23 protein-coding genes are annotated in these 26,856 nt (G+C 37.0%); 16 read left to right on the forward strand and 7 right to left on the reverse strand.

Annotated elements, in window-relative coordinates:
• Window positions 1–37: 37 nt before the first annotated feature.
• Window positions 38–178: a hypothetical protein gene (locus DFR56_RS22740; protein WP_158525452.1), complete on the forward strand. Its 141-nt coding sequence runs from the start codon at window positions 38–40 to the stop codon at window positions 176–178.
• Window positions 179–462: 284 nt separating this feature from the next.
• Here DFR56_RS22740 and DFR56_RS01255 read toward each other — a convergent pair whose 3' ends face one another.
• The 3 genes from DFR56_RS01255 to ectA all read right to left on the reverse strand — a co-directional run bounded on the left by DFR56_RS01255 (window position 463) and on the right by ectA (window position 2,806).
• The gene (locus DFR56_RS01255) at window positions 463–852 is read right to left on the reverse strand and encodes an ectoine synthase (protein ID WP_110393608.1); all 390 of its coding nucleotides are present in this window, start codon (window positions 850–852) and stop codon (window positions 463–465) included.
• Between the two features lie 107 nt (window positions 853–959).
• Window positions 960–2,243, reverse strand: a complete 1,284-nt coding sequence (ectB, locus tag DFR56_RS01260; RefSeq protein ID WP_110393609.1) for a diaminobutyrate--2-oxoglutarate transaminase — start codon at window positions 2,241–2,243, stop codon at window positions 960–962.
• A gap of 59 nt (window positions 2,244–2,302) precedes the next feature.
• The gene (gene ectA, locus DFR56_RS01265) at window positions 2,303–2,806 is read right to left on the reverse strand and encodes a diaminobutyrate acetyltransferase (protein ID WP_280523432.1); all 504 of its coding nucleotides are present in this window, start codon (window positions 2,804–2,806) and stop codon (window positions 2,303–2,305) included.
• Between the two features lie 942 nt (window positions 2,807–3,748).
• On the opposite strand from ectA, the gene fadH reads away from it, so the two are divergent.
• The 9 genes from fadH (at window position 3,749) to DFR56_RS01310 (ending at window position 15,084) form a co-directional block, all read left to right on the forward strand.
• Window positions 3,749–4,516, forward strand: a complete 768-nt coding sequence (gene fadH / locus DFR56_RS01270; protein ID WP_110393611.1) for a 2,4-dienoyl-CoA reductase — start codon at window positions 3,749–3,751, stop codon at window positions 4,514–4,516.
• Window positions 4,517–4,599: 83 nt separating this feature from the next.
• On the forward strand, window positions 4,600–6,960 hold the full coding sequence (locus DFR56_RS01275) for a penicillin acylase family protein (protein WP_110393612.1): 2,361 nt from the start codon (window positions 4,600–4,602) through the stop codon (window positions 6,958–6,960).
• 380 nt (window positions 6,961–7,340) lie between these two features.
• Window positions 7,341–8,633, forward strand: coding sequence for a CYP152 family fatty-acid peroxygenase CypC (gene cypC, locus DFR56_RS01280; RefSeq protein ID WP_242694719.1), 1,293 nt, complete (start codon window positions 7,341–7,343; stop codon window positions 8,631–8,633).
• 461 nt (window positions 8,634–9,094) lie between these two features.
• Window positions 9,095–9,475 carry a DUF4870 domain-containing protein gene (locus DFR56_RS01285; RefSeq protein WP_110393614.1) on the forward strand — a complete coding sequence of 127 codons (381 nt, stop codon included), beginning with the start codon at window positions 9,095–9,097 and terminating at the stop codon, window positions 9,473–9,475.
• A 251-nt stretch (window positions 9,476–9,726) separates the two neighbouring features.
• Window positions 9,727–10,737, forward strand: coding sequence for a SpoIIE family protein phosphatase (locus DFR56_RS01290; RefSeq protein ID WP_110393615.1), 1,011 nt, complete (start codon window positions 9,727–9,729; stop codon window positions 10,735–10,737).
• 66 nt (window positions 10,738–10,803) lie between these two features.
• Entirely contained in the window at window positions 10,804–11,133 is a 330-nt protein-coding gene (locus tag DFR56_RS01295) for an STAS domain-containing protein (RefSeq protein WP_342353136.1), read from the forward strand.
• 13 nt (window positions 11,134–11,146) lie between these two features.
• Window positions 11,147–11,626: an anti-sigma B factor RsbW gene (gene rsbW / locus DFR56_RS01300; RefSeq protein WP_110393617.1), complete on the forward strand. Its 480-nt coding sequence runs from the start codon at window positions 11,147–11,149 to the stop codon at window positions 11,624–11,626.
• The gene (gene sigB, locus DFR56_RS01305; RefSeq protein ID WP_110393618.1) at window positions 11,604–12,395 is read left to right on the forward strand and encodes an RNA polymerase sigma factor SigB; all 792 of its coding nucleotides are present in this window, start codon (window positions 11,604–11,606) and stop codon (window positions 12,393–12,395) included. Before rsbW ends, sigB begins: the two co-directional genes overlap by 23 nt.
• Window positions 12,396–12,921: 526 nt before the next feature.
• A complete protein-coding gene (locus DFR56_RS01310; RefSeq protein WP_244916391.1) occupies window positions 12,922–15,084 on the forward strand; it encodes a Tex family protein in 2,163 nt (720 codons plus the stop codon).
• 1,440 nt (window positions 15,085–16,524) lie between these two features.
• Here DFR56_RS01310 and DFR56_RS01315 read toward each other — a convergent pair.
• Complete coding sequence (locus DFR56_RS01315; RefSeq protein WP_110393620.1) at window positions 16,525–18,021, reverse strand: catalase; 1,497 nt, start codon at window positions 18,019–18,021, stop codon at window positions 16,525–16,527.
• 400 nt (window positions 18,022–18,421) lie between these two features.
• On the opposite strand from DFR56_RS01315, the gene DFR56_RS01320 reads away from it, so the two are divergent.
• Window positions 18,422–19,228: a DUF368 domain-containing protein gene (locus tag DFR56_RS01320; RefSeq protein WP_110393621.1), complete on the forward strand. Its 807-nt coding sequence runs from the start codon at window positions 18,422–18,424 to the stop codon at window positions 19,226–19,228.
• Between the two features lie 31 nt (window positions 19,229–19,259).
• Here the strand turns inward: DFR56_RS01320 and DFR56_RS01325 are convergent, their stop codons facing one another.
• Window positions 19,260–19,907, reverse strand: a complete 648-nt coding sequence (locus DFR56_RS01325; RefSeq protein ID WP_110393622.1) for a VOC family protein — start codon at window positions 19,905–19,907, stop codon at window positions 19,260–19,262.
• A gap of 889 nt (window positions 19,908–20,796) precedes the next feature.
• Here DFR56_RS01325 and DFR56_RS01330 point away from each other — a divergent pair.
• The gene (locus DFR56_RS01330; RefSeq protein WP_110393623.1) at window positions 20,797–21,216 is read left to right on the forward strand and encodes a hypothetical protein; all 420 of its coding nucleotides are present in this window, start codon (window positions 20,797–20,799) and stop codon (window positions 21,214–21,216) included.
• A gap of 267 nt (window positions 21,217–21,483) precedes the next feature.
• Here the strand turns inward: DFR56_RS01330 and DFR56_RS01335 are convergent, their stop codons facing one another.
• Window positions 21,484–22,377, reverse strand: a complete 894-nt coding sequence (locus tag DFR56_RS01335; protein WP_110393624.1) for a manganese catalase family protein — start codon at window positions 22,375–22,377, stop codon at window positions 21,484–21,486.
• Between the two features lie 73 nt (window positions 22,378–22,450).
• Window positions 22,451–22,678 (reverse strand): YuzF family protein, encoded by a 228-nt coding sequence (locus DFR56_RS01340; RefSeq protein WP_242694913.1) that lies wholly within the window; start codon window positions 22,676–22,678, stop codon window positions 22,451–22,453.
• An 87-nt stretch (window positions 22,679–22,765) separates the two neighbouring features.
• On the opposite strand from DFR56_RS01340, the gene DFR56_RS01345 reads away from it, so the two are divergent.
• The 4 genes from DFR56_RS01345 (at window position 22,766) to DFR56_RS01360 (ending at window position 26,783) form a co-directional block, all read left to right on the forward strand.
• The gene (locus DFR56_RS01345) at window positions 22,766–23,461 is read left to right on the forward strand and encodes an ABC transporter ATP-binding protein (RefSeq protein ID WP_110393626.1); all 696 of its coding nucleotides are present in this window, start codon (window positions 22,766–22,768) and stop codon (window positions 23,459–23,461) included.
• The gene (locus tag DFR56_RS01350) at window positions 23,454–24,818 is read left to right on the forward strand and encodes a hypothetical protein (RefSeq protein WP_110393627.1); all 1,365 of its coding nucleotides are present in this window, start codon (window positions 23,454–23,456) and stop codon (window positions 24,816–24,818) included. The genes DFR56_RS01345 and DFR56_RS01350 overlap by 8 nt, the downstream gene beginning before the upstream one ends.
• A 131-nt stretch (window positions 24,819–24,949) precedes the next feature.
• A complete protein-coding gene (locus DFR56_RS01355) occupies window positions 24,950–25,396 on the forward strand; it encodes a YppG family protein (RefSeq protein WP_110393628.1) in 447 nt (148 codons plus the stop codon).
• A gap of 658 nt (window positions 25,397–26,054) precedes the next feature.
• A complete protein-coding gene (locus DFR56_RS01360; RefSeq protein WP_110393629.1) occupies window positions 26,055–26,783 on the forward strand; it encodes an alpha/beta hydrolase in 729 nt (242 codons plus the stop codon).
• The last annotated feature ends 73 nt before the right edge of the window (window positions 26,784–26,856 follow it).

The following is a 26,856-nucleotide window of genomic DNA, read 5'->3' on the forward strand; positions in this document are numbered from 1 at the left end:
CATATCTGTATAGGGAGTCTTTGAGGAGGAATAGGGGATGGTTGATAAAGATGCCAATCGAACCGATGAACATCCTCCTTTTTCTTATTCGCTTTATCAGAGCATTTGTTTCCGGTATGATCGCAGAATCGAGGGATCGATTATTAAAGATCGGATGCTTTATATTACTATTATTTAGATTATAAACTTACAGTATATGAAGTTCCCTAGAATTAGTTCGATGCAAGATGTTTTTGTATCACCGATGTTTGGGCCTCCCGAATAGTATCTATTTCCATATAAGTGATCATACATATGATTTCACTAGATTAGTAAGTGCAAGAAAAAGAAGTAAGAAAAATCGAGTGATTTTTCCTGCCTAGATTTTATAATCATAAATTAGGTATAATGCCGGAAGATTTCCAAAAGCAAAAAACCCCCACTCTAAATTCAGAGTGAAGGATTTTTCTATCAAAAATTCAATTAGTCTTCAAGTATTGGATAAACTCCATCTTCATCATGTGTTTCCGTACCGACAAGTGGTGGGTTAAATACGCAAATTAAGCGCATATCTTCTTTTCCGCCACGTAGGTAATGTTCGTCATTTTCATTTAATGCATACATCGTCCCGTTTTTAATTGGATATACTTTACCATCTTTTATTGTTTCGATTTCACCGTCACCAGCGACACAATAAACGGCTTCCAAATGGTTTTTATAATGAATATGTGTTTCCGTACCAGCATAAATAATCGTTTCATGGAAAGAAAAACCCATGCCATCTTTTTTCAATAATAAACGCCTACTTGACCATGTTTCTGCCTTTACTTCATTTTCTGATCCGATTATTTCATTTAAATTTCGTACAATCATGTTTTATGTCTCCTTTTTCTATTTTACATACTAGTATAGTTTAATAGCATGGTTTTCCAAAATGAAAGCCTAACAATAAATGTGTTTTATTAATTAAATTTCCTTTTTTAATTAATTTTTAAAACAGTTTTTAGACTATCTTCAATAATTTGAAAGCCTTTTTGGAGGCCAGCTTTATCAATAATTAATGGCGGTAAAAACTTAAAGACTTCATCTTTAGGTCCGGAAGTTTCCATTAACAATCCTCGTTCAAATGCAGCATGACAAATTTTCTCCGCTATTCCTTCTTCTTGACAAGCAACACCTTGCATAAGTCCTCGACCACGTGGTTCCGCTTTTAATTCCGGGTATTTTTTGACAAGAGTACGAATAAATTCGCTTAAAAGATCAGCTTTTTCCTCGACTTCTTTCGCAAATGTATCTGTTTCCCAATAGGATAATGCTTCTGTTGCAGCGACAAATGCTAAATTATTGCCACGGAATGTACCATTGTGTTCACCTGGTTCCCAAATGTCTAGTTCTTTTTTAAATAATGTTAAAGCCATTGGCAAACCATAGCCGCCAATAGATTTGGAGAGGCAGACAATATCGGGTTCAATTCCCGCACGTTCAAAGCTGAAAAAAGTGCCCGTTCGTCCACAACCCGCTTGGATGTCATCAACAATGAGTAGTATCCCAAATTTCTTCGCTATTTTTTCGATTCCTTTTAGCCATTCATCACTTGCAGCATTGATTCCACCTTCACCTTGCACCGTTTCTACAATGATACCAGCAGGTAAATCAATGCCACTTCCGCCGTTTTCTAAATAACTTTCAATGAGTGAAAGGGAGTCCGTTTTGGCATTATACTGATCAAATGGCATGGAAATGGAGTGGGCTAAAGGAATCCCTGCACCTTTTCTTTTCGATTCATTTCCCGTGATGGATAAGGAACCAATTGTCATTCCATGAAAAGCATTTGTAAAACTCATGATGGTAGTTCGACCAGTTTTCTTTCTTGCTAGTTTCAAGGCACTTTCGACAGCATTTGTTCCAGTTGGACCAGGGAACATAACCTTGTAATCTAAGTTTCTAGGTTGTAAGATGATGTCATTAAACTTTTGTAAAAATGTACCTCGTGCGACAGTCGCCATATCTAAACTATGTGTAATGGAATCTTTTTCAATATAGTCGATCAGCAATGTCTTCATCGCGTCATTATTATGGCCGTAATTGAGTGTTCCTGCCCCCGCAAAAAAGTCGATATATTCTTTTTCATCTGTATCCCATAGTTTGTATCCTTTTGCTTTTGTAAATACGGTCGGAAAACTTCTACTATAGCTTCTTACTTCCGATTCGTATTGATTAAATGTTTCCATCTTTACTTTGGGAACTTCCGATGTGATTGTCATTAAGTGTATAAACCTCCATGTTATTTTTTCATTCAAATTTGGTATGCATTTTTAGTGTCTTATTTCAAAGGTCCGATTCGATATGTCAATTCAGCCTCATGTGAAGGATCTGGAAATTGATCTTCTGAAAAACATTCAAATATGGCACAATTTGTTTCACGTTTTTTGGCTATACCCTTAAATAATTTACTTGAAGGGATGTTTGTTGGTGTAACAGTCGCCTCCAGAAAACGCACATTTTCCTCTTCTAATTGACGAAGTAATTGATCAATTAGTTTGGTTGCTAACCCTTTTCCACGATGTTTTTCATCTACAGCCACTTGCCAGATGAATAATGTATTCGGTGACTCTGGTTGTAAAAAGCCTGAAACAAATCCGATTACTTCTTCTTTTTCACATTGAGCAATAATGGATGTTTTATTAAAGTATTTACTCCACATTAAATAGCTATAGGACGAATTAACATCCAGCACCTTTGACTCTTTAACGATCCGAAACATTTCACTCCCATCATCTTCGGTTGGTTCCCTAAAGAAAATAGTTTCTCCTGTTCCAGTCGTTATTGCCGTTCGTTCTAATACTTTACTAACGGCGGTTCACCTCCTAATATTTTAAACATGTATAAATAGTAACGATTGTAAAAATTTAAATCAAATCGACTGAAGTGGCATATAAGCGAATTATTCGAGATAAGATGGGAAGAGGAGTAAATAACTTATCATTTTCTAAAAATCCCTCCCATATCGTCTCATTTAGAGGGGGATATCATATAAAAACGGGAAAACTAGCTAAATTACTGCAATTTTCATGTATATTTGCACTTGCATAATGTAAAAAGTTTGTTATAGTTAAATAAAGTGAAAATGAATGACTATTCACTTGGCGTTTTTTTAGCAGATGAATCAATTTCATCATTCAATATAGCGATTCAAAAACCGAACTATATTGCTTGAGCAAAAGGCTTTCACTCTAGATGGTCGCTTTCCGCGGGCAGCTGATAAGCCTCATCTCCCGCAGGAGTCAACCACCTGCCGTTCCAACCATAATTTTATAGGATGTAAAAACGAACGATAACATTATACTTTTGTTTGTTGTTCGGTTTTATTCTAGAAGTAGTCTATTATGAAATTCATTCAGATAAGAACGTTAAAGCTATTTTTATTCACCAGCAATCAGTACAATGTCTAGGACTGCTCCTATGCTCTTTCCACCGAAAAGCATTGTCGTGGGCTTCAGTACTAGTTCCTCCCGAAATGATACATCTTGTCTCACGGAAAAGCTTTTGGACTGTGCTTGCGTTCTTCCCATCGACAAGCGTTGTGACGCGATTACTCGTTGTAAATGACATTGTGCGTTTGTATCATCGACTGACTCTAGTACGTCTTATATGTCGTACGTACAATTTTGTTCTCGCTATGAAGGTTTGTAGATAAGCCCAAGGTTTCTAATATTAAAATTACTTTAAAAAGGAAGCGATTTCAATTACATGGAATGGGGATGGTTAAATGAATAATAAAACGGTTATCGTTACAGGTGGGTCAAGCGGCATGGGGAAATATATGGCGAAACGATTTGCGGATGAAGGTGCAAATGTTGTCATTACTGGCCGAAAGGAAGAACGCCTCCAATTAGTAAAAGAGGAGCTTTTAGAAACAGCTACTGGAAAAGTTATGTATGTTCAAATGGATGTGAGGGAGCCTGCCGATGTTAAACGGATGGTAGACGAGGCGGTAGAAGAATTTGGGGCGATCGATCATCTCGTTAATAATGCAGCGGGAAATTTTATCGTTGCAGCAGAAGAATTATCGATCAATGGATGGAACACTGTTATTGACATCGTTTTAAATGGAACATTCTATTGTAGTAAGGCAGTTGGGGAATATTGGATAAAGGAAAAAAGGAAAGGAACCATTTTAAACATGGTAGCAACGTATGCATGGGATGCAGGTGCTGGTGTTATTCATAGTGCAGCTGCTAAAGCGGGGGTGTTAAGTTTAACGAGGACGCTTGCAGTTGAATGGGGAAGTAAATATGGCATTCGTGTCAATGCGATTGCACCGGGTCCGATTGAGCGAACAGGTGGTGCAGAGAAATTAATGTTATCACCAGAAATGGCAGAGAGAACGAGACAGTCTGTCCCATTAAAAAGATTTGGAAAACCGGAAGAAATTGCTGGACTTGCTTGTTTTCTTTTGTCAGATGATGCATCATATATTAATGGGGAAGTTGTTACGATGGATGGCGGACAGTGGTTAAATCAATTACCGTTTTAAAGCACCCTATTTGTGGTGCTTTTTTGATTAATTTTATGAACCAGTACCACTAGAAATTTGCTAAAAAACGAGGGGGGATCAGCATGTCCATAGAGAAAAGTAAGAAGAAGCGGTGGAATTGGAAAAAAATAATTGTTAGCTTTATCGGAGTTCTTGTCATCGGTCTTATTTTTGGATTCTTTTTTGTTCATCATTATATCAATAAATCGCTTCCTCAAGTAGAAGGAACGATTGAAATTCCGGTTAGTAGCGAAGTTGTCGTTTATACAGATGAAAACGGGGTTCCTCATATTAAAGCAGATAATGCACAAGATTTATATACGGCACAAGGTTATGTCCAAGCACAAAACCGGATATTTCAAATGGAGTTATCGAGAAGGCAAGCATCTGGAACATTAAGTGAATTAATTGGTGAGGCAACTGTTTCAAGTGATAAATATTTTCGAACACTCGGTTTAAGAAGGGCAGCAGAAAAGTCGTATGACCATTATTCAGAAGATGCGAAAAAAGTATTACAATGGTTTAGTGACGGGGTAAACGCCTATATAAAAGATGCTAAAGCAAATGGAACATTACCAGTAGAGTTTACACTTATCGGTACGGAACCTGGAGAGTGGACTCCAATCGATTCATTAACAATCGGTAAATATATGGCATTTGATTTGGGGGGGCATTGGGAAAGGCAGGCATTTAATTATTATTTGTTAAACCAATTTTCGTTAGAAAAAGCGTATGAATTATTTCCGTCATACCCTAAAGGTCGAATGACCATTTTGGATGAAGAAGAAATTAATATTGCAGCAAGTTTTAAAGAAGCTATCATTCCTGAGCCTTTTAACGGCAGTAATAATTGGGTAATCAGTGGAGAGAAAACGGCTTCAGGAATGCCACTGTTAGCAGATGATCCACATTTAGGGCTTGGAACTCCATCTATTTGGTATCAAATGCATCTAGAATCAAATGATCTAAATGTTAGTGGAGTTATTTTTGCAGGCGTTCCAGGAATTATTCTAGGTCATAATGAAAATATCGCTTGGGGTGTTACAAATACTGGGCCAGATGTCCAACAACTATATATGGAAAAGCGCAATCCACAAAATAAGGAAGAATATTTATTTGAAGGGGAATGGGAAAAGGCAAATATGATCAAAGAGCCGATTAAAGTAAAGGGGAAAGAAACGGTCGACTATGAAGTCGTCGAAACACGTCACGGTCCTGTCGTTTCAGAATTTGCTGAAGATGGCGGAAAAGATGCTGTTCTTTCTCTTAGATGGACTGCACTTGATGCAACTACAGAGCTTCAAGCCATTTTGAATTTAAATAAAGCATCGAACTGGGAAGAATTTGAAAAAGCATTAGAAGATTTTCATGCTCCAGCCCAAAACTTTGTCTTTTCTTCAATAGATGGAACGATTGCTTATAAAGCAAATGGGAAAATTCCGATCTACGACAATAGTGAAGATGCACTTTTGCCACTACCAGGTTGGGACCAAAAATATGAATGGAACGATTTTATTCCATTTGATGAATTGCCTAAAGTAGTAAATCCTGAAAAAGGCTTTATTGCAACAGCGAATAATAAAGTTGCTGGTGAATCCTATCCTTACCATATTAGTAATGTATGGGCTCAACCTTATCGATATGAGCGAATTTTTGAAGTGCTTGCGGAAAATGATCAATTAACCGTACAAGATATGAAAGATTTACAAATGGATGCAGTCAATTTACGGGCAAGAGAATTTGTTCCTATATTTATTCAAACATTAAAAGAAGAACAACTATCGGAAGCAGAGGAAAATGCACTATCCGTGTTAAGGGAATGGAATTATGTAGATGATGTTGATCTCGCAGGTCCGCTCATTTTTGATGAGTGGTTTGCTGAGATAGAGGCAATAATGTATGAAGAGATTTCTGATGATGTGATGCATTTATTTAGTAATATGGGTCAATCGACAGATGAACTACTCAGACTTGGAAATGATTCGATTTGGATCGACGACCACGGAGGAATAAAGTCCATTTTGAAGGAATCATTAACCAAAACAGTAGCAAATTTAGAAGACGCATATGGAAAAAAACAAGAAAGTTGGAAATGGGGCGACTACCACAAGGTGGAATTTAAGCATCCACTTGCCAGTGCAAATAAAGTGTTGGGTTATTATTTCAATGCGGAAAAACCACTACCAGTAAACGGAAGTGGAGTTACACCATTAGCAGCTAGACATTATGATAATGGGATTGTGTATCATGGTGCATCATGGCGGTTTGTTATTGATCTAGACGATATTTCAGTCGGTCACCATATTGTAGGTCCTGGACAATCCGGACATGTAAAGAGTCCGTGGTATAATGACCAAGTGGAAGACTGGGTCGAAGGAAATTATCATGAGACGACTATTTCAAATGAAGAAGGAATGGAACTAAAATTAATTCCGGAACAATAAACTAAGCTTGCAGTGCGTGTTCAAAAAGGAGAATAAAAAAATCGAGGTCGGTTAAGATCGCTAGCGTCTAGGGACTGCGCTTACGCTCGCCCCGCCGAAGTGCATTTGTGCTAAATGCTCGTCCCACCCGGAAAACATTGTGCGTCGAGTTCGAGGCGTCGTAGCCTTTGAGCAAATGCTTAACACGCCGGAAAAGTGGTCTCCTTTTTCAAGGAAAGAAGCGTATGTATTTTAATAAGTGAGCAGCTAAAAAAAGCAAGTAACAAAGAAATGCAAAGTGTCATTTTTACCAGACTTTTTAAACAACCTCTTGTAAAGAGAAACAGACGTTTTTCTTTACAAGTTTTTTTTCGTTTATTTCTTTCTATATAGGAAATGATATGGTTAGTCCAATAGAAAGATGTGATTATTTTATGACGTTACGAATTGAAATTCCACGAGACGAACAGATCGATAGTACACTTTGTTTACTAAAAGAAGGATATCGCTTTATTCCTAATCGGCGTCGGAAATTACAATCCGATCTATTTGAAACAACATTATATGGCCAAAAAGTAATTTGCATGAGTGGAAAAGAAGCGGCAGAAGTTTTCTATCAAACAGACTATTTCAAAAGAAAAGGTGCAGCACCGAAACGAATTCAAAAAACGTTATTTGGTGAGCATGGGGTCCAAACATTAGATGATGAATCACATAAAAGGCGTAAAGCTTTGTTTATGTCTTTGTTTACTCCCGAACACCTTGATACATTAAAGCAAATAACGTCAACATGCTGGGAACAAGCTTTCTTAACTTTGGAACCGAAGAGCGAAATTAACTTATTTGAAGAGGCGAAAAAAATAATGTGTCAAGTAGCGTGTCAGTGGGCAAATGTCCCATTAAAAGCAACGGAAATAGAAAACGTAGCAAATGATTTATGGTCGTTAGTCGATGCTTTTGGAGCTGTAGGGGTTAGGTATTGGCAAGGTAGAGTAGCGAGAAAAAGATGTGAGCGGTGGATAGAGAAGATCATATCATCCGTTCGGTCAGGTATAACTCAAGTTGAAAAAAACACACCATTATTTAACATTGCTTTTTACAATGAACAAGATGGAAAGAATCTAGACATAAAGGTTGCTGCTGTAGAGCTTATTAATATACTACGTCCGATTGTTGCGATTAGCTTATATATCACATTTGGAGCACTTGCCTTATATCAATATCCAAAAGTGAAAAAAAGACTTCAGCAAAGTGAAGATGATTATACACGTATGTTTACGCAAGAAGTAAGACGTTTTTATCCATTTACTCCTTTTGTCGGTGCAAGGGTGAGGAATGAATTTGTATGGAGTGGACATCTATTTAAACCAAATACGTTAGTTTTGCTCGATGTGTATGGGATGAATCATGATCATCGTATATGGGGTAATCCTAGCGAGTTTGCACCTGAAAGATTTGCTGAAAAAAATGTAACTAAATATAATTTTATTCCACAAGGCGGGGGCGAATTTATTAAAAACCACCGTTGTGCTGGCGAAATAGTAACAATTACAGTAATGGAGCAGAGCTTTGATTTCTTAGCACGAAAATTATCTTATACTGTACCAAAACAAAAACTTGATGTTAGTCTCAACCGAATGCCACCGATGCTAAAAACTGGATTTATTATGACAGACCTAACTCGTAGAGAGTGAGGTAAGTAGAGGATAGAAGAAAATGGAGTTTGTGCTCAAGCGATCCTAGGTTCAAATGCTGTATTCATCAGGATAACGATCGCTAAACGATGTGCAAATGCCTGAGCTAAAAGGAGCACGTTATTTGCATTACGAAAATGCAAATGTAAAAGGAAACCTGTTTATGGTGCGACCTTTACGGTAGTAATGTTGATTTGAAGATGAAACTTCAATGGGATTTCGCACTTTGCCGACATTTTCCGCACATCGATCGAATTTCAACACGTTGTTGAAATTTACCGTACTCTGTTAAAGATTCCCGCACTTTTCATTCAATTGGAATTTTTCCTTCTCCTTTTTGGACACGAAACTTAACTAAAAGCATGGCTTTTTTACCATAGTAAAGTTTGGAAAAAAGTGATATTATTGAATAAAAGTCATGATTACATTTTAATGTCATATCATAAAAAAGAGGTGGAACAATGTCAGATAGAGATGACGTTATCATTATTGATCCGGATGAAAGAGGTGGACAATTGGGAACGACAGATGATGAAAGATTATTAGCGATGCTCATTTATGTAACAAGTTTTTTTACAACGATTATTGGGCCGATTATCATTTGGCTTATAAAACGTGAAGAATCTTCTTTTATCGACTTTCACGGAAAAGAATATTTAAACTTTATTATTTCTTATTTTGTGTACGGAATAGTTGCAGGGTTATCGGTGCTAATATTGATTGGATTTATTTTAGCCCCGATTGTAGGAGTTGCCGCATTTGTATTTACCATTATTGCTGCAGTAAAAGCATTTAATGGTGAAAGATATCAAATCCCTTTCATCTTCCGAATTATAAAGTAGTTTTTTTGCGGGCATATAATTTTTTATTGTGCTCGTTTTTTTATACCTAATTAGCACAAGAGTTCGTTATTAAAAATAATGAAATGCACCTTTTTTAATTGTAATCTGACGGTAATTGAATTGTTAGAATGTATACAAACAATGTCTTTTTATAAAGGAAATATTTGTTATGATGATAAGAAATGAAGCGTGAATGAAAGCTACACATATGTACGGTCATAATGAGAAAAAATATACAGGGAGACTAGCATATGAATAAAATAGAAGCGGATGGACAAGTATATAAAAAATTATTGCGACAATATTTAGAAAGTGATAATAACAGTTTTTTAGATGAAGCAAAGCGAATGAGCATTTCATTTGTTAGCAGAAATATTTATCCAGAAGAAATAGTTCGAATACATATGAAGGCAATTGATTCGTTGTATGGGGAAATGTTTAATGACTATAAACGCTCCCTTCAATTTTTACTAGAGGCATTAATTGCATACCGTAAGGCTCATGAAGAATTCGAAAAGTTAAAATTAGAACAATATGAATTAAAGTCAGAAATACAAGTGGCTGCAAATATGCAAAAAACGTTACTAGCAACAAAAGTACCGGAAATAGATTGTTTAGATATTGGAGCAATAAGTGTACCGTTCCGTCAAATGAACGGTGATTATTTTCACTTTGTTCAAGGCGAGGATGGAGCGTTAGGAGTTGCAATCGCTGATGTTATTGGAAAAGGAGTTCCAGCTGCTTTAAGTATGTCAATGATAAAATATGCGATGGATAGTTTCTACGAAGAATCGATGAGTCCAAGTGCCATTTTACGAAATTTGAATAGAGTAGTGGAACGAAACGTAGCATCAAATATGTTTATTACAATGTTTTATGGACAATTTTTTTCGGCCTCCAACCTTTTTAGATTTGCTTCGGCTGGGCATGAACCAGGATTTATTTATCGTGCAAGGAAAAAGAAGTTTATGGAGATAGACGCAAAGGGAATTGTTCTAGGTGTATTAAAACATACATATTATAACCAATACGAAATTCAAATCGAAAAAGACGATATGATTATCTTACTCACGGATGGGGTAACGGAATGTAGCCGGGGTGGTAGATTTGTTAAAAGGGAAGAGGTTATTGAAATAATTGAGAAGTATGCTGATCTTCCTGCACAACAACATGTCGAACAAGTTTATCGACATTTTCATCAACTGGATGACTTCGAATTAAAAGATGATTTTACATTAATTATTATAAAAAGAAAAGTTTAATAGTTCGAAAGTATGGGTATATGGTAGAATAAGGGACGAAGTTATGTGATTTTATACATAGATGAGGTGGTAAGGTTGAATTTGAAAATTGATATATTGAGGGAAGAAAATAATTATATTGTAAGACTAACTGGTGAAATTGATGTATATACAGCACCAAAATTAAAAGATAAACTTCTCCCTTTAACAGAAAAGGAAGGGAATAAAATTAAAATCGATCTTGCAAATACAACTTACCTAGATAGTACGGGTCTAGGTGTATTTATTAGTGCATATAAATCTACAAAACAGAATAATAGTAATCTCAAGCTGATTCATGTTCGTGATAGAGTACTACGACTTTTTCAAGTAACAGGTTTACATGAAATTATGAATCTGGAAATAGATGAAAGATAGGGGGGATATAACAATGGAGCATTTTGATTTTATTGAGATGAAAGTGCCAGCAAAAGCGGAATATGTTGGAGTGATAAGGCTAAGTATTTCTGGGATAGCTAGCCGAATGGGGTTTTCCTATGATGCGATTGAAGATTTAAAAGTCGCGATATCAGAAGCTGCTACAAATGTAGTTGCTCATGCTTATGAAAGTAATGGGAGTGGGGAACTGAATATCGGTTTCGGTGTCTATGATAATCGATTGGAAATTATGGTTTCCGATCAAGGTGAGAGCTTTAGGTTTGATGAAATTAAAAATCGAATTGGACCTGTAAGTGCAAAGGAAGAAGTAAAACCGATATCACAAATGCGTGAAGGAGGATTTGGTTTATTTTTAATTAATGCACTTATGGATAAAGTCGAAATTAATAATGAATACGGTGTTATCGTATTAATGACGAAATATCTCGATGAAACTGAGGTGGAGCTAAGTGACCAAATCCAAACAAAATAATGAGGAAGAAGGGGATGTATACAGTTGGATTGATCATTTACAAAAACATCCAAATGATCAAGAGATAAAAGAAAAGTTTGTCCTTCATTATGAAGGCCTTGTTCACTCTCTAGCTCGAAAGTATTCACATAATCGTGGGAATCATGAAGATTTAGCACAAGTTGGAATGATTGGATTACTTATTGCGGTAGAACGGTTTAATAAAGACTTCGGAAAATCATTTGAAGCATTTGCAATTCCTACCATTATAGGGGAAATTAAACGCTTTATTCGTGACAAAACGTGGAGTGTACATGTCCCTCGCAGAATAAAGGAACTGGGACCTAAAATAAACCGAGCAGTCGATGATTTAACAAATGAACTTCAAAAATCTCCAACCGTTTATGAAATTGCTCACTATTTAGGTGTATCGGAAGAAGAAGTATTAGAAACGATGGAAATGTCAAAAAGTTACAAGGCGCTATCGGTTGACTACAAACATGAGGTCGATGCCGACGGTGGAGCAGTGTCTATCTTGGATCTAGTCGGTGCAGAAGAAGAAAGTTACGATAAAGTAGACATACATATGGTTCTTGAAAGTGTTTTCCCTGTTTTGCCAGAACGTGAGCAACAAATATTAAAATACATTTTTTTCGATAATTTAAGTCAACAAGAAGTAGGAGAATTGCTTGGCATTTCTCAAATGCATGTATCAAGATTACAAAGACGTTCTCTTCGAAAATTAAGAGAAATGCTTGAATCAGAAACTGAAAACTACGCCATTGATTAAGAAGGTGAGGAGAGTAAAGTATCCTTACATTCCCCATGCTTGGTTTCCTCCATCTTTGAAGACCCAAAATTGATGCGTATTCCCTCCATTTTTCTGATGAGAACGGTATGATGGGCTGTGCCACGTTCCCTTCTTCCATATTTTCGCTGAAGAAGGGCACGCTGGCAATTGCCGAGGAAGGTCACGCTGGAAAACGCCGCGTCCCCTTCCTCCATTATTCTGTTAAGAACGGTCACGAGACATCGATGGAAGCCATTCGGACATGTTTTAGGTGGATAATCGAGCCTAATCAATACGGACTTTCTTGATAAAGTCATGTCCTTTTTTCGTCCCTACCACACGCGGAAAATCACTTTTATCAAAGTATGGTATGCTTCTTAATCGTACTCTTGCATGAATCTTCTCCTATCATTTCTATGCTTATAACTTCTAATATGAGCATTTTATCTAATCTCCATCTAAACTATTTCAATTTCAATGTATTATCCTTCCTATCTTTGATAAAATGGTAATGTGGAAGGAGAGAATGTGCGTGAAAAAAGAACTTATTACACTAGTTGCCAAAGAAATAAAACAGAAAGAATCAACTATTAAACAAGTTATTGAATTATTGGAAGAAGGAAATACAGTACCATTTATTGCTAGATATCGTAAAGAGGCTACAGGGGGACTGGATGAAGTAGCAATTAAAACGATTCAAGATACTTGGGGATATGCCGTTCAATTAGCAGAACGAAAAGAAGAGGTCATTCGTTTAATTGATGAACAAGGAAAATTAACCGAAGAACTCGCAAATGAAATTAATCAAGCAACTAAATTACAACGGGTAGAAGATTTATATCGTCCTTATCGACAAAAACGTCGTACAAGAGCGACCATTGCAAAAGAAAAAGGATTGGAACCACTTGCTGAGAAAGTTTTAAACCAAGAGGTCCAAGATTTATCAGGAGAAGCGGAACCATATTTTTCTGAAGAACACGAACTCCATTCAGTTGAAGAGGTACTTGAAGGTGTGAATGATATTATTGCAGAGTGGATTTCAGATGATCCTACTTATCGTGATTTTATCCGTGAAACTACGTGGAAACACGGGATTGTTCATACAGAATTAAAAGATGCAAAAAAAGATGAGAAAGAAATTTATAAAATGTATTATGAATACGCAGAAGCCGTACGTTCACTTGTGTCTCATCGGACATTAGCAATCAATCGGGGAGAAAAAGAAGACGTACTTCGTGTTGTTATTGAACCACCTGTCGATAAAATAAGTACATATTTAAACGAAAAAGTTGTAAAAAATGCTATTTCCGATTCTTGTATTTATGTGATCAAAAAGGCGATTGATGATAGTTATAAACGATTGATTGAACCGTCTGTCGAAAGGGAAATTCGAAATAGGCTAACAGAAATAGCGGAAGAACAAGCGATTAGTGTATTCTCCGAGAATTTACGAAATCTGTTACTGCAACCACCGTTAAAAGGTCGTACCATTTTAGGAGTCGATCCAGCATTTCGAACAGGCTGTAAACTTGCTGTTGTAGATGAAACTGGGAAAATGTTTGAAATTAATGTCATTTATCCGACTGCTCCAAGAAATGATGTTGCTGGGGCGGAAAAAGTTATTCTTGATTTAGTAGAAAAGTTTACAATCGAATTAATTGCAATCGGTAATGGTACTGCTTCAAGAGAAACGGAGCAGTTTATCGCAAATATGATTCAAAAGAATGATCTAGAAATGCCCTATATTATTGTTAATGAAGCAGGTGCCAGTGTTTACTCTGCTTCGGAGCTTGCACGTGAGGAATTTCCGGATTTAGAAGTGGAAGAGAGAAGTGCTGTTTCCATAGCAAGACGTGTCCAAGATCCCCTTGCTGAATTAGTGAAAATTGATCCAAAGTCAATCGGAGTTGGTCAGTATCAGCATGATGTCAGTCAAAAAGAACTGAATCATTCACTTGCCTTTGTCGTTGAAACCGCAGTAAACCAAGTTGGAGTCAATGTAAATACAGCATCTAGTTCACTCTTGGAACATGTTGCTGGACTAAGTAAAACAACTGCAAAAAATATTATTAAAGAAAGAAATGAGCTTGGAAAATTTAATAACCGTTCGCAGTTGAAAAAAGTTCCACGACTCGGACCAAAAACATATGAACAGAGCATCGGTTTTTTAAGAATAGTTGATGGCGATCATCCACTGGATCAAACACCAATTCATCCGGAAAGCTATCGAGTAACAGAAAAATTATTAGCGGAAATCGGTTTTGGGTTGGAACAGATTGGATCAGAGAAATTACGAGAAAAACTGGCAACTGTAAACATTAGTGAAATGGCCCAAAAGCTAGCAATAGGCGAGCCAACACTGCATGATATTATCGATGCACTTCGCCGTCCTGGTAGGGATTTACGTGATGATTTTCCACAACCAATCTTGAAGCAAAAAGTTTTATCATTAGAAGATTTAGAACAAGGGATGGAAATGGAAGGGACCGTTCGAAATGTTGTTGACTTCGGTGCTTTTGTCGATATTGGAGTCGGACAAGACGGCCTTGTACATATCTCTAAGCTAGCGAAAAAATTTGTAAAACACCCAATGGATGTCGTTTCGGTAGGAGATGTCGTTACTGTATGGGTTGATGAAGTAGATGTAAAACGAGGAAGGATTGCACTATCGATGGTAAAGTTGAAATAAGGAATTTAATAATGAGGGTTCTGTAACTAAACAGTGCTGCATTGCTGGATGTTCCCGCGTGCTATTTGAGTGGCTCGCGGCGCCTTCCCTCGAGCCTGAACTTTTTAGAAATGCTTAGGAAGAGGTCCGCGGCGCGCTCCCTCGATCCTGAATTTTTCAGAAATGCTTAGGAAGAGGTCCGCGGTGCGCTCCCTCGGGCCTGAACTTTTTAGAAATGCTTAGGAAGAGGTCCGCGGTGCGCTCCCTCGGGCCTGAACTTTTTAGAAATGCTTAGGAAGTGGCTCGCGGCGCCTTCCCTCGATCCTGAACTTTTTAGAAATGCTTAGGAAGAGGTCCGCGGCGCGCTCCCTCGGGCCTGAACTTTTTAGAAATGCTTAGGAAGTGGCTCGCGGCGCCCCCCTCGATCCTGAACTTTTTAGAAATGCTTAGGAAGTGGTCCGCGGCGCGCTTCCTCGATCCTGAACTTTTTAGAAATGCTTAGGAAGTGGTCCGCGGCGCGCTTCCTCGATCCTGAACTTTTTAGAAATGCTTAGGAAGTGGCTCGCGGCGCCTTCCCTCGATCCTGAACTTTTTAGAAATGCTTAGGAAGAGGTCCGCGGCGCGCTCCCTCGGGCCTGAACTTTTTAGAAATGCTTAGGAAGTGGCTCGCGGCGCCCCCCTCGATCCTGAACTTTTTAGAAATGCTTAGGAAGTGGTCCGCGGCGCGCTTCCTCGATCCTGAACTTTTTAGAAATGCTTAGGAAGTGGTCCGCGGCGCGCTTCCTCGATCCTGAACTTTTTAGAAATGCTTAGGAAGAGGCTCGCGGCGCGCTTCCTCGATCCTGAACTTTTTAGAAATGCTTAGGAAGTGGCTCGCGGCGCCTTCCCTCGATCCTGAACTTTTTAGAAATGCTTAGGAAGTGGCTCGCGGCACCCTCCCTTAGGTATGTTTTTAGACCAAAAGCATTAAAAGTGACTTGCGAAGTTCACCCTAGGCTACTGAAAAACATATTTTGTTTTCCCAAGGGGGAATGTCGTTTTCTTCTTTCTTGTGTACTGCTTACCGCTTTAACATCCATTCATCCCCAAAGAATCACGTTTTCTCCTTTATGCAAAACGATATCTTCTGATTTTTAAAATTCATTACATTCTGTTTATATATCTTTTGATGAATGATATGTAAACAACTTTACTTCAGTAAGATTCGTAGAGGAAAAAGTAGACAATCCACTTTTCGCTAGGTTACTAGTCCCAACTTGAAAATGAAATTTTATTCCAAACAAGGTTTATCGTATGTTAAATGCTCCTTATTAGTCAAAAATAATTTTTTACCGACACTGAATGACGCACCCAAAATTCTGCATGGGCAATTGTTTTATAGACCTTTTTGAACTTGGGTTTTAAACAATGTAAATAAAAAAACACTGCCAGTTAAAAACTAGCAGTGATCAAGATCATTCATTATTCACTTTCACTTACAGCCGCCTCTACGTCACTCATGGAGATGCCGGCTGCTTTTGCTACTCCTTCACCATATGCGGGATCGGCTTTATAGCAGTTGACAATGTGACGAATTTTAATATGATCTTCCGCCCCATCAAAGTCTGCCGCTGTATTAGTAAATAAAACCTCTTTTTGCTCATCTGACATTAAGTTAAATAACTTTCCTGGTTGTTCATAGTAATTGTCATCATCTTCTCTAAAGTCCCAATGAGTAGCGTCTTCGTGTATAGCTAAAGGCGCCTCCATTACTCCAGGGGTTTCTTTCCATTCCCCATAGCTGTTAGGCTCATAGTGTAATGTACTTCCTAAGTTACCATCCACACGCATCGCTCCGTCACGATGGTAACTATGAAAAGGACATTTTGGTGCGTTAACAGGAATTTGATGATGGTTTACGCCAAGGCGATAACGTTGTGCGTCACCGTAAGAGAAAAGTCTTCCTTGTAACATTTTATCTGGTGAAAATCCGATACCTGGAACGATATTTGCAGGTGTAAAAGCTACTTGTTCCACTTCTGCAAAATAGTTATCTGGATTTCTATTAAGCTCAAATTCTCCAACTTCAATTAGTGGGAAATCTTTTTTATACCATACTTTTGTAAGATCAAAAGGGTTATATGGCATCTTATTTGCCTCTTCCTCTGTCATCACTTGGATGTACATTTTCCATTTAGGATAATTACCGTTTTCAATACTTTCATATAAATCTCTTTGATGCGTTTCTCGGTCTTTTCCAACTAATCCTTCCGCATCAGCATTTGTAAGATTTTCAATTCCTTGCTGTGAACGCATATGGAACTTGACCCAAATTCGCTCATTATCAGCGTTGATCATACTAAATGTATGACTACCAAATCCGTGCATATGACGATATGTTTTAGGAATTCCACGATCACTCATCACGATTGTCACTTGGTGTAGTGCCTCAGGTAATGATGACCAAAAATCCCAGTTATTATTAGGTGATCTCATATTCGTTCGTGGATCTCGTTTTACCGCATGGTTTAAATCAGGGAACTTTAAAGGATCTCGAAAGAAAAAAACAGGAGTATTATTTCCAACTAAATCCCAGTTACCTTCCTCCGTATAAAATTTTAATGCAAAACCACGAATATCACGTTCTGCATCAGCAGCACCACGTTCTCCTGCCACTGTTGAAAAGCGTGCGAACATTTCTGTTTGTTTACCAACTTCAGAGAAAATTTTTGCCTTCGTATATTTTGTAATATCATTTGTGACTGTAAATGTTCCATGTGCTCCCGAACCTTTTGCATGCATTCGCCGCTCAGGAATGACTTCTCGGTCGAAATGTGCTAATTTTTCAATCAACCAAAAATCTTGTAACAGAACTGGTCCCCTTGGACCTGCCGTCATTGAATTTTGATTATCGGCTACAGGCATACCAGCGGCAGTTGTAAGTTTTTTCTTGTCTTCCTTGTTTTGATCATTACTCATGAAACAAAGCACCTCCACATATTTTATACAAAATAGCAACTACGCATTCATTTCACCAATTGGTTTCGTCATAAGCAAGCTACTTTATAATTAGTATAATATCACATTAATTATAATGAAGCAATGATTATGAACGTTTTTAAAAATCAAAAACGCAGTAAATCATATGTATACAGATGATTATTCAATAGGTTAGACAGAATGAAATGAATAGTGGGGGGAATAATTTGAAAGCATTTTTATTAACTGTGAGGAAATAAATGATAATGAATAGTAGTCTTGAAAAGTTAAATAATAGTAAATTGGACAACTATCATATCAAAATGAAGTATTTTTTGATATGATATCGTTATGCATAAAAGTATCAAGTCATATTCGTTTTCAAAAAGGAGATTAAAACATGGAATGGAGAAATATATATCGTGGTTTGTGTATGGGAATTAGTGACTTAGTTCCCGGAGTAAGTGGAGGTACAATTGCCGTTCTCCTTGGATTTTATCATCAGCTTATCGACTCCATTAACCGACTTTTTTCAAGGGAATGGAAGAAACAATTAGCATTTCTTATCCCGCTAGGCATTGGAATGGGGGCTGCAATTTTTTCTTTTAGCCATTTAATGGATTGGTTACTAACTCACCATAAACAACCAACACATTTCTTTTTTATTGGTCTTATTATCGGAATATTACCTTACTTATTTCGTGAATCTGACGCAAAACATACGTTTAAATGGTACCATTACGTATTGCTTATTATCGGGATAATATTGATTAGTTTACTCCCTTTAAATCCAGATGAAGGTGCGATTATTGAACATAAAACATTGTCTATTTATTTATTATTGTTTTTCTCTGGTTTTATCGCAAGTGCTGCCATGATTTTACCTGGAATAAGTGGGTCGCTTGTATTGGTCGTTATTGGCGTATATCAAACAGTGATTCATGCGTTAACTACATTAGATTTCAAAGTCATTATCGTTGTCGGAATTGGGATTTTCCTAGGAATCATAACGATGAGTAAAATCATCCACTATTTTCTTGAACATTATCGGATCGCAACATTTGCTCTTATTATCGGACTTGTAATCGGATCTATATATGTTATCTTCCCTGGATGGATGACAAATGTTTCTGAGTTAATTATTACTCTGATTGTATTTACTGTTGGACTTTTAACCGCATATTTATTAGGAAGAGTTGAATATTAAACAGGGAACTATTTATCTGGTCCCTGTTTTTTTACATTAAATTAATCGATAAGCTATCCTTATCTGTAAACACGATGGAAGCATTTTTAAGTGATATTTTATTAACTATTCTATTTTTGAACGAAAGGTTATATATCTTGGTAAAACGTTCAATCGTCGTTCCCCCATAATAAACAGTTGTAATTGCTGGGCCATTTACTAAACTTACGTCAATTCGATCTTCCTCTGGTTGATCCCATTCAATTAAAAAAGGTAGCATTTCTTTTGATACATCATATAGTGGGAAAAGCATGCGCCATGTTAATAATGTTCCCTCAGGTGTTTTACGTTTTCCTTGGACAGGTCCAATAAAACGAATATTTACATCGTTAAAATGTTCTACAAATTCATCCAATTTATTTGTTCGTAAAGCAAATTGAAAAGGCCCTTGTTTTCCTTTCCTTAGAATAGTGACCAAATGATTAATTAATGGGTTTTCAGACTGCTCTGCTCTTTGTAAATCCTTTATTCCGAGCCATTCTACATAACAATGGTTTGAAAAATGAGCTAAATAATTATATGTACCCCAATTTTCATGAACTCCTCCTTTCACCGATTTAAGAGCAAATTCTTTTCCGTATTTTTCACTTGCTTCTTCAATATCAAGTCCGGAAAAAACGATGTGATCTAATGAAAGCATATTAGCAAAATCCTTTCTTTTTACTCAGTTTCCAACATTATAACAAAATGATCGTTACGATTCGCTTTTAAAACAATTTTTATGTTAGTTCCTCAACTTTCGCACCAATAAAATGAGATCAAGCAGTCACTTGATCAGGCTTCGGATGCTTCCAATAATATCCTTGATAACCTTGGTATCATAAACTGTTTTCCAAAGGACGAGGAATGCAAATACTTCTCCTACCAAATAGACTTGTTGCTCTGTTACACATGAGAACTAAACTGTGCATAATTCAATGTTGATATTCTAGTCGGAATATCAACATTGAATTATACGGCACGGCTATCCTCCAAATGACAGGACGTGCTCGTGCAAATTTCTACAGTGGGGCGAGGAATCACAGACCCAGGTATTGCAACAATGTTTTTCGGTGGGACGAGCATTAGCGGGGCCAAGGACGTCGCGCATTTAACCTGCCTGAAGAAAAAACGGCCTCCTTGTACAAATGTTACGTTATTAATCATGCAAAGTATAAGGTAAAAGTAGCGAAGTAAGGCACGAATAGGTTCTAATCATACCCAAGTGTGAGGTAAAAGTGGGAAAGTAAGGCACGAATAGGCACTAATCATACCCAGGTATGAGGTAAAAGTAGCAAAGTAAGGCACGAATAGGTTCTAATCGTACCCAAGTAAGAAGTAAAAGTGGAAAAATAGGGTATAAATAGGTGCTAATCATTCCAGCAGGGTCTTTAGATACGTGGGACTGCGCTAAATACTAAATGATCGTCCCATCGAAGAACATTTGCTTTTCCCGCAAATCTTTACGGTGGAACGAACGGAAGTGCAAAAGCTCTTCGATTGGGCGAGTAAGCGCAGTCCTAGGGGTCGACTGTCCTACGGAGTATGGGATGCTAGCTTTTGATACGGAAACTGGAAAAGAACGTTGGTTTAATGATGGAAAACATCATGGAGCAATGATAGACGGTAATACACTATATGCATTAGTAGAAACAGATGAGGATACAGATGATTATGATAGTATGATCTTCGAATTACACCGTTACCCCGATATGACACAAATGGAAAGTGACATTATTTATTCACAAGTATTGAACATCCCTCGTAAGGAAGAGTTTGGGATCGAGCAGGATAGTGACCATTTGTATATAAAAAATTACGCAGATTTAATCTCAATTGATAAGAAGAGTGGAGATATCGCTTGGTCCATGTCTGTTGGAGAAGCACTGCAGTCTAGAAGTGATATTCTAGACAGTGATGTAAGTTATTCATTGGAAGCTGTAACAGTAACGATAAAGTATATACGTTAACAGAAGCTTGGGATCCAGAAGAACGCGAAAGTTTTAATGTAGTTTCTGTCTTTGATGCTCAAAGTGGTGAGCTGCTAGAAAATATTGAATTTGAACGCGTTTTAGAAGGAATTTATTTGGATGGAGAAACTGTCCTCGTTTTTGAAGAGGAAGACCTTTTACTCCACGAAGTTTTACAATAATAGCTCGAAGCGTAATTACTAGATAACTTGTCCATCGTAAAATGACTAAGGTTCAAATTGAGTACCAACTGAACCTTAGTCATTTTCAAATGTTCTCCATTAACCGTTTAGCGATATGTTGAAACTCTTCTGGCCCTATTCCTGGAGCAAATTCTTCTGGAAGCTCATCTAAATCTGGAATTGGCGCTCCTTCTGGTGTTCCTTCTTCAACGACGAGCGGCTCACCATTCAACGGATTCGTCCCTTTCCATATCTTTCTAATACCTTCATAATCTCCTTCATTATTCCACGTAAATAAGACGTTTCCGACACCTTGCTCTTCATATTTTCTTGCATGGTCAAATTGATTGTTATCTACATTGGGAATAGGGAGCATTTTACTAACATCGACTCCAGTTGCAATTTCTAAAGCTTTCGCATATGCAAGAATATGAACACCACCCCGGACAAGCAAATAACCGATCATTTCTCTTGCTGTCGGATGATCTGTCATTTCATATACACGCATTTTATGTGTTCTTGCGCCAATTTCTAAAAAGTAATTATGAAGTAAATCAAGTACTAAATTCCCACTTGTAAAAACGTAGGTGCCGTTCCAGGGAAAACCCATCGAATCACTTGCAAGGGCTGTTTGTGCACTTGCGATAAAATGATTTGTATTTCGTTTGTCTGTCGCATTTTGCATCGGAGTAATATCAGGGTCTCCAGTAAAGGTAGTGCCTTTTTGCACTAAATTGATTGTATTTGCTACAAGTTCTACATGACCAAACTCTTCTGCGGTAATACTTGCTACTAGATCATAAAAAGGTTTTAACTTCTTTTTTCCGCGAAAGTTAAATGATTGATACATATAATTATTTAATGTTGACATCTCCCCGAACTTGCCTCCGAGCAAATCCTGAACTGCCGCAGCCGCATTTGCATCACCATATTCAGGGGTAGGAAGTTCGATTAATAATTTATTCACCCGCTTAAACATAAAAAGTGAATCCTCCATTCATAAAGATATAATAAAATGTAAAAAAATGATCCATTTTTATGATAATCTTACCTTATGGTGTCCCCTTTGTAATCCAAATTATTTCAGCAATTCTTACATAAAAAAGGGTACCACCGACTTGGATGACTACATGATCTGGCATCACACTCATTAACATTCCTTGTAACGAATTTCTCGTTGTTTGTATAACGACCTCATCGTCGACAAATTGCAGCATTAATTCGTATAAATAAGGATCAATCATCGTCATCATATCGATCGTTTCATTGGTATTATCCATTATCATCACTCCTCCAATGTAATCGTTTCTATGTTATGCAATATATGGGTAAATGTGCCAGAACTTTTTAAAAGAAAGGTGATATGAATGGTTAGTTTACAAGTAGATCAAGTAACAACAATATTGGATGATAAAGAACTAATTAAAGAGGTATCATTTACTTTACGTGAAGGGGAAGTTCTTGCTTTAGTCGGCCATAATGGTGCAGGAAAATCTACTTTAATGAAAACGATTATGCGAATGTTAGAAAAGCGAAAGGGAACAATTACGATCCAGCAATATGATCAAGATGAACAGTTTTTATCCTTTAAAAAACATCTATCTTATTTACCTGAAGAACCAATCTTATTGACCGAACTTACAGTCATGCAACACTTTCAGCTTTACGCGATGAGTTACGATATGGATGAAGTTCTTTTCAATCAACGGCTTGATCGGTTTGTAAAAGGATTTGAACTAACCACGAAATTACAAGCTTATCCAGAAGAACTTTCGAAAGGAATGCGGCAAAAAGTACAAACGATTTGTGCGCTCTTACCTGATGTACCAGTTCTCTTAATAGATGAACCTTTTATGGGGTTAGATATTTATGCGGTTGATTATTTGTTAAAACTTGTGAAAGAAAAAGTAGAACAAGGCACAAGTATTTTGTTAACGACACACCAGCTTAACCAATTACAAACTTTAGCCGACCGGTTTCTCTTACTTGAACATGGACAAGTAAAAGATGAAGGAGCGATCGAACAGTTTGAAACGATCACTCGGGGGCGTTTCCATGATTAAGACACATCTTTTTTTAATGAAAAATCGAGCCCGGAAAAAGTGGAAACTTAATAAACAAGTTTTTCACCTTACATTTGATTTCACTACACTTATTTATTCCTTATTTATTATTGGCTATATGTTTATAGCAATATTTCTAGATGGGAATATGTTAAAGCAGATAGATGAGTTGTTTATTGGAGTGGAAGCATTTTCGAAAGATCGGTTTTGGTTCATTGTCACGGCTTTTCCTGTTTTTCATCTGTTACGTGCATATCAACAACCAGGTGTTTTATTTACGACTGCTGAGTATTTATTAACTAGTTTACCGAATCCAAGGGCATATGTATGGCTAGCAGTTGCTATAAAACGTTGGATTAGAGCACTAATTATTTATCTTATTGCCGGCACCAGCCTTTACTTGTTTTCACCGACAAGCTTTCCGCTAATCGTCACGTATGTTTGTCTAATGCTTTTCTTAAATGTATTAATGACCATTCCGGAGTGGAAGTTTTTTCAACTACATATTTGGGGGAAAATGGGGATAACACTCTTTTTCATCATACTTAATATATTGTCTTTTATTATCCCATCCTTTTGGATAGGAATAAGCTTTCTTACTTTGTTAATCATTTACAATATACGAACGGCACCAAAGTTATTTAAAGGGATTGATTGGAATAAGGTTACAGCTGCTTGCGATTTTAAATTGTGGAATATGGTTATCGTCTCACACGCATCGAAAGTGAAATTTAAAAAGGAACGGCAATATAGTGTTTGGCAACGGTTATCTTTTTGGAAAAAACCATTTCCGTACGAAAAAAAAGCCGTATACCATCGTTTATGGCATCTATATATTGAAAAGAATATTAGCTTTGTTTTGCAAATCGTTGGTGCCCTCTTACTTATGTTATTCGTTTTTGTCTTTATTAAAGATACATTATTTTTATTTGCGATCGCGTTAACGATTCATATTTATACAAATTTAATTGTTAGTATGTTTCGAGATCGGTTAGTAACGGATATTGTCGAAGCATTACCTTGGGATTTGAATGTTTTTAAACAGACGCTATTAAAATGGTCAGTCATCCCTAGTCTCATTTTTATATTTCCGTATGCCATTTTTGCTTATTATCATCTTTCATTTTGGTTATTGCCTCAATTTATCATTATTATGTTTACGTTTCGATTTTTAATAAAAATGAAGTTGGAAAAAGTGATTCAAGCATTTGATGACACACAAAAATTACGAGAATGGGTTGAATTCCTTGTTTATGGATTATTACTCATTCTTATATTTAGTAATATGTATCCATTATTATTAATTTTGGGCTGTTTCATTATTGGAGTGATTCCATTTTTTCAGGGCCGAAGATAATCATAGTGCTTCAATATTACTGGGACACCCGCTTATTTTGGGGTATACCTTAGGAGCAAAACCGTGATACACACCTTGCATGACAAATGCATATATTATGACTAGTAAACAATAGTAGAGAGGTGTCATTCATGGTAAATGAAAATGAATATGTAAGACCGACGATGCCTTATTATCAGTTTTACCAACAGCCGATGCAAATGCCAATATATTATAATGAGATGTACGATGATCGCTCGTTTTATTATCAACCGAATATGGCAGGTGCATATATGCCACCGATGAATGGAGGATATATGCCACATTATATGAACGGAGGATATACACCTTCTCCTATGAGTGGGGGATATATGCCTACTTATTTAAATGATGTATCCCATTCTCCAAATGCATATTATACGGAACCATCTACAGAGGGTGTTGCTCCAAGTAGGGTCATGCAACAATTTTTAGATGAAAATGGTCAAGTGGATATTCAAAAAATGCTTAAAACTGTCGGTCAATTTGCAGATACAGTACAACAAGTTTCACCAGTTATCAAGCAGTTGAATGATTTAGTTCGAAGTTTTCGTGCTTAAAGAGGTTGTTCAAAAAGTCCGGTAAAATGCCACTTCGCATTTCTTTAGCTGGTGAAAAAGCATAAAATTTGTATGAGTGGAGCTTTAGTTCTCACAGCAAAGGCTTGGTAAATAAGGTGATCACTATTTCATATATGTGCAACCTAGTCACCGCTTTGTAGCTTGACAATCGATGTGTTCACTTTAACGAATGCCAAGTTTTCTAATTGGCTTGCTTTTTTAACTACTTATGTATTTAAATGCATATACCCCGTTGCAAGGAGCTACGCCGCCTCGAACTGCGACGCACAATATTTATTGCACCCGAGTAATCGCAGGTGCAACGGTCTTCGTTGGGACGAGATTTATCACAGTCTAAGGACGTGCTAGTGTCGGCGCTGGCAATGGTTAATGTGCTGAGTTAATCACAAGCACAAGTTTTTCGATGGGATGGGCATTTAACGGAGTCCTAGGACGCTAGTGATTTTAGCCGACCCTGGTCCTTTTCATCTTTTTGAACATGTGTTTTATGTTTTACTGTAAAAAACGACCGCCTAAAACTCACAAAAAGTTAAAAAACGTAGGAAAAGGGTATAACATAAATAGTTATAGTAAAAATAAGATTGATGACAAAATGTTGTTCATTCCTGTGTTGATAAGAAATGGAAGGTGAGTGGAATTGATTGGGTGTCTTATTTTACATGGGTTTACAGGTGGGCCGCACGAAGTTGAACCATTACAGGCTTACTTAAATGAAAGGACAGACTGGAAAATTGAAGTGCCCGTTTTAAAAGGTCATGGAGAGGAGCTTCATTTAGATGAGGTAACACATGAAATATGGTTAGAGGAAGCACAAACGGCACTACAACAATTAAAATCGGTATGTGATGAAGTATATGTAATTGGGTTTTCAATGGGCGGGATGATTGCAGCTTATTTAGCCGCAACGGAGAAAATTGATAAGCTTGTGTTGCTCGCAACCGCTAGAAGATATTTATCATTTAAATATTTAAGTCAATATATTGCTGAGATGATTGGAGATGGATTTAAAGGGAAATTAAAAGAAAATGATTTGTATTTACATTTTAAGAGTAAATTTGGTGCCGTACCGTTAAAGGCAAATATCGAATTTATGAAGCTTGTTAACCATACGAAACCATATTTAAAAGATATTACAACGCCCGTATTTATTGCTCAAGGGCAGAAAGACGAAATGGTTCCGTTTAAAGCGGCCTATGCATTAGATGAAGAAATTGGCTCTGAACATAAAGAAATTGTCTTTTTCGAGCAATCAGACCATCTCATATGTTTAGGAGATGATAGTAAGGTGTTGAATAAGATGATTTATCGTTTTTTAACGCAAAAAGAATTGGATAAAATGAAGGAAACAGAAGAATCTACGTTATAACTTATGTAGATTCTTTTTATTTAATCATTCAACTTTTACACCACTAAAATGAGGCTTCTTTGTCCATCTCACT

It is taken from the genome of Pseudogracilibacillus auburnensis, assembly GCF_003201975.1.
GTDB classification, from domain to species: domain Bacteria; phylum Bacillota; class Bacilli; order Bacillales; family Amphibacillaceae; genus Pseudogracilibacillus; species Pseudogracilibacillus auburnensis.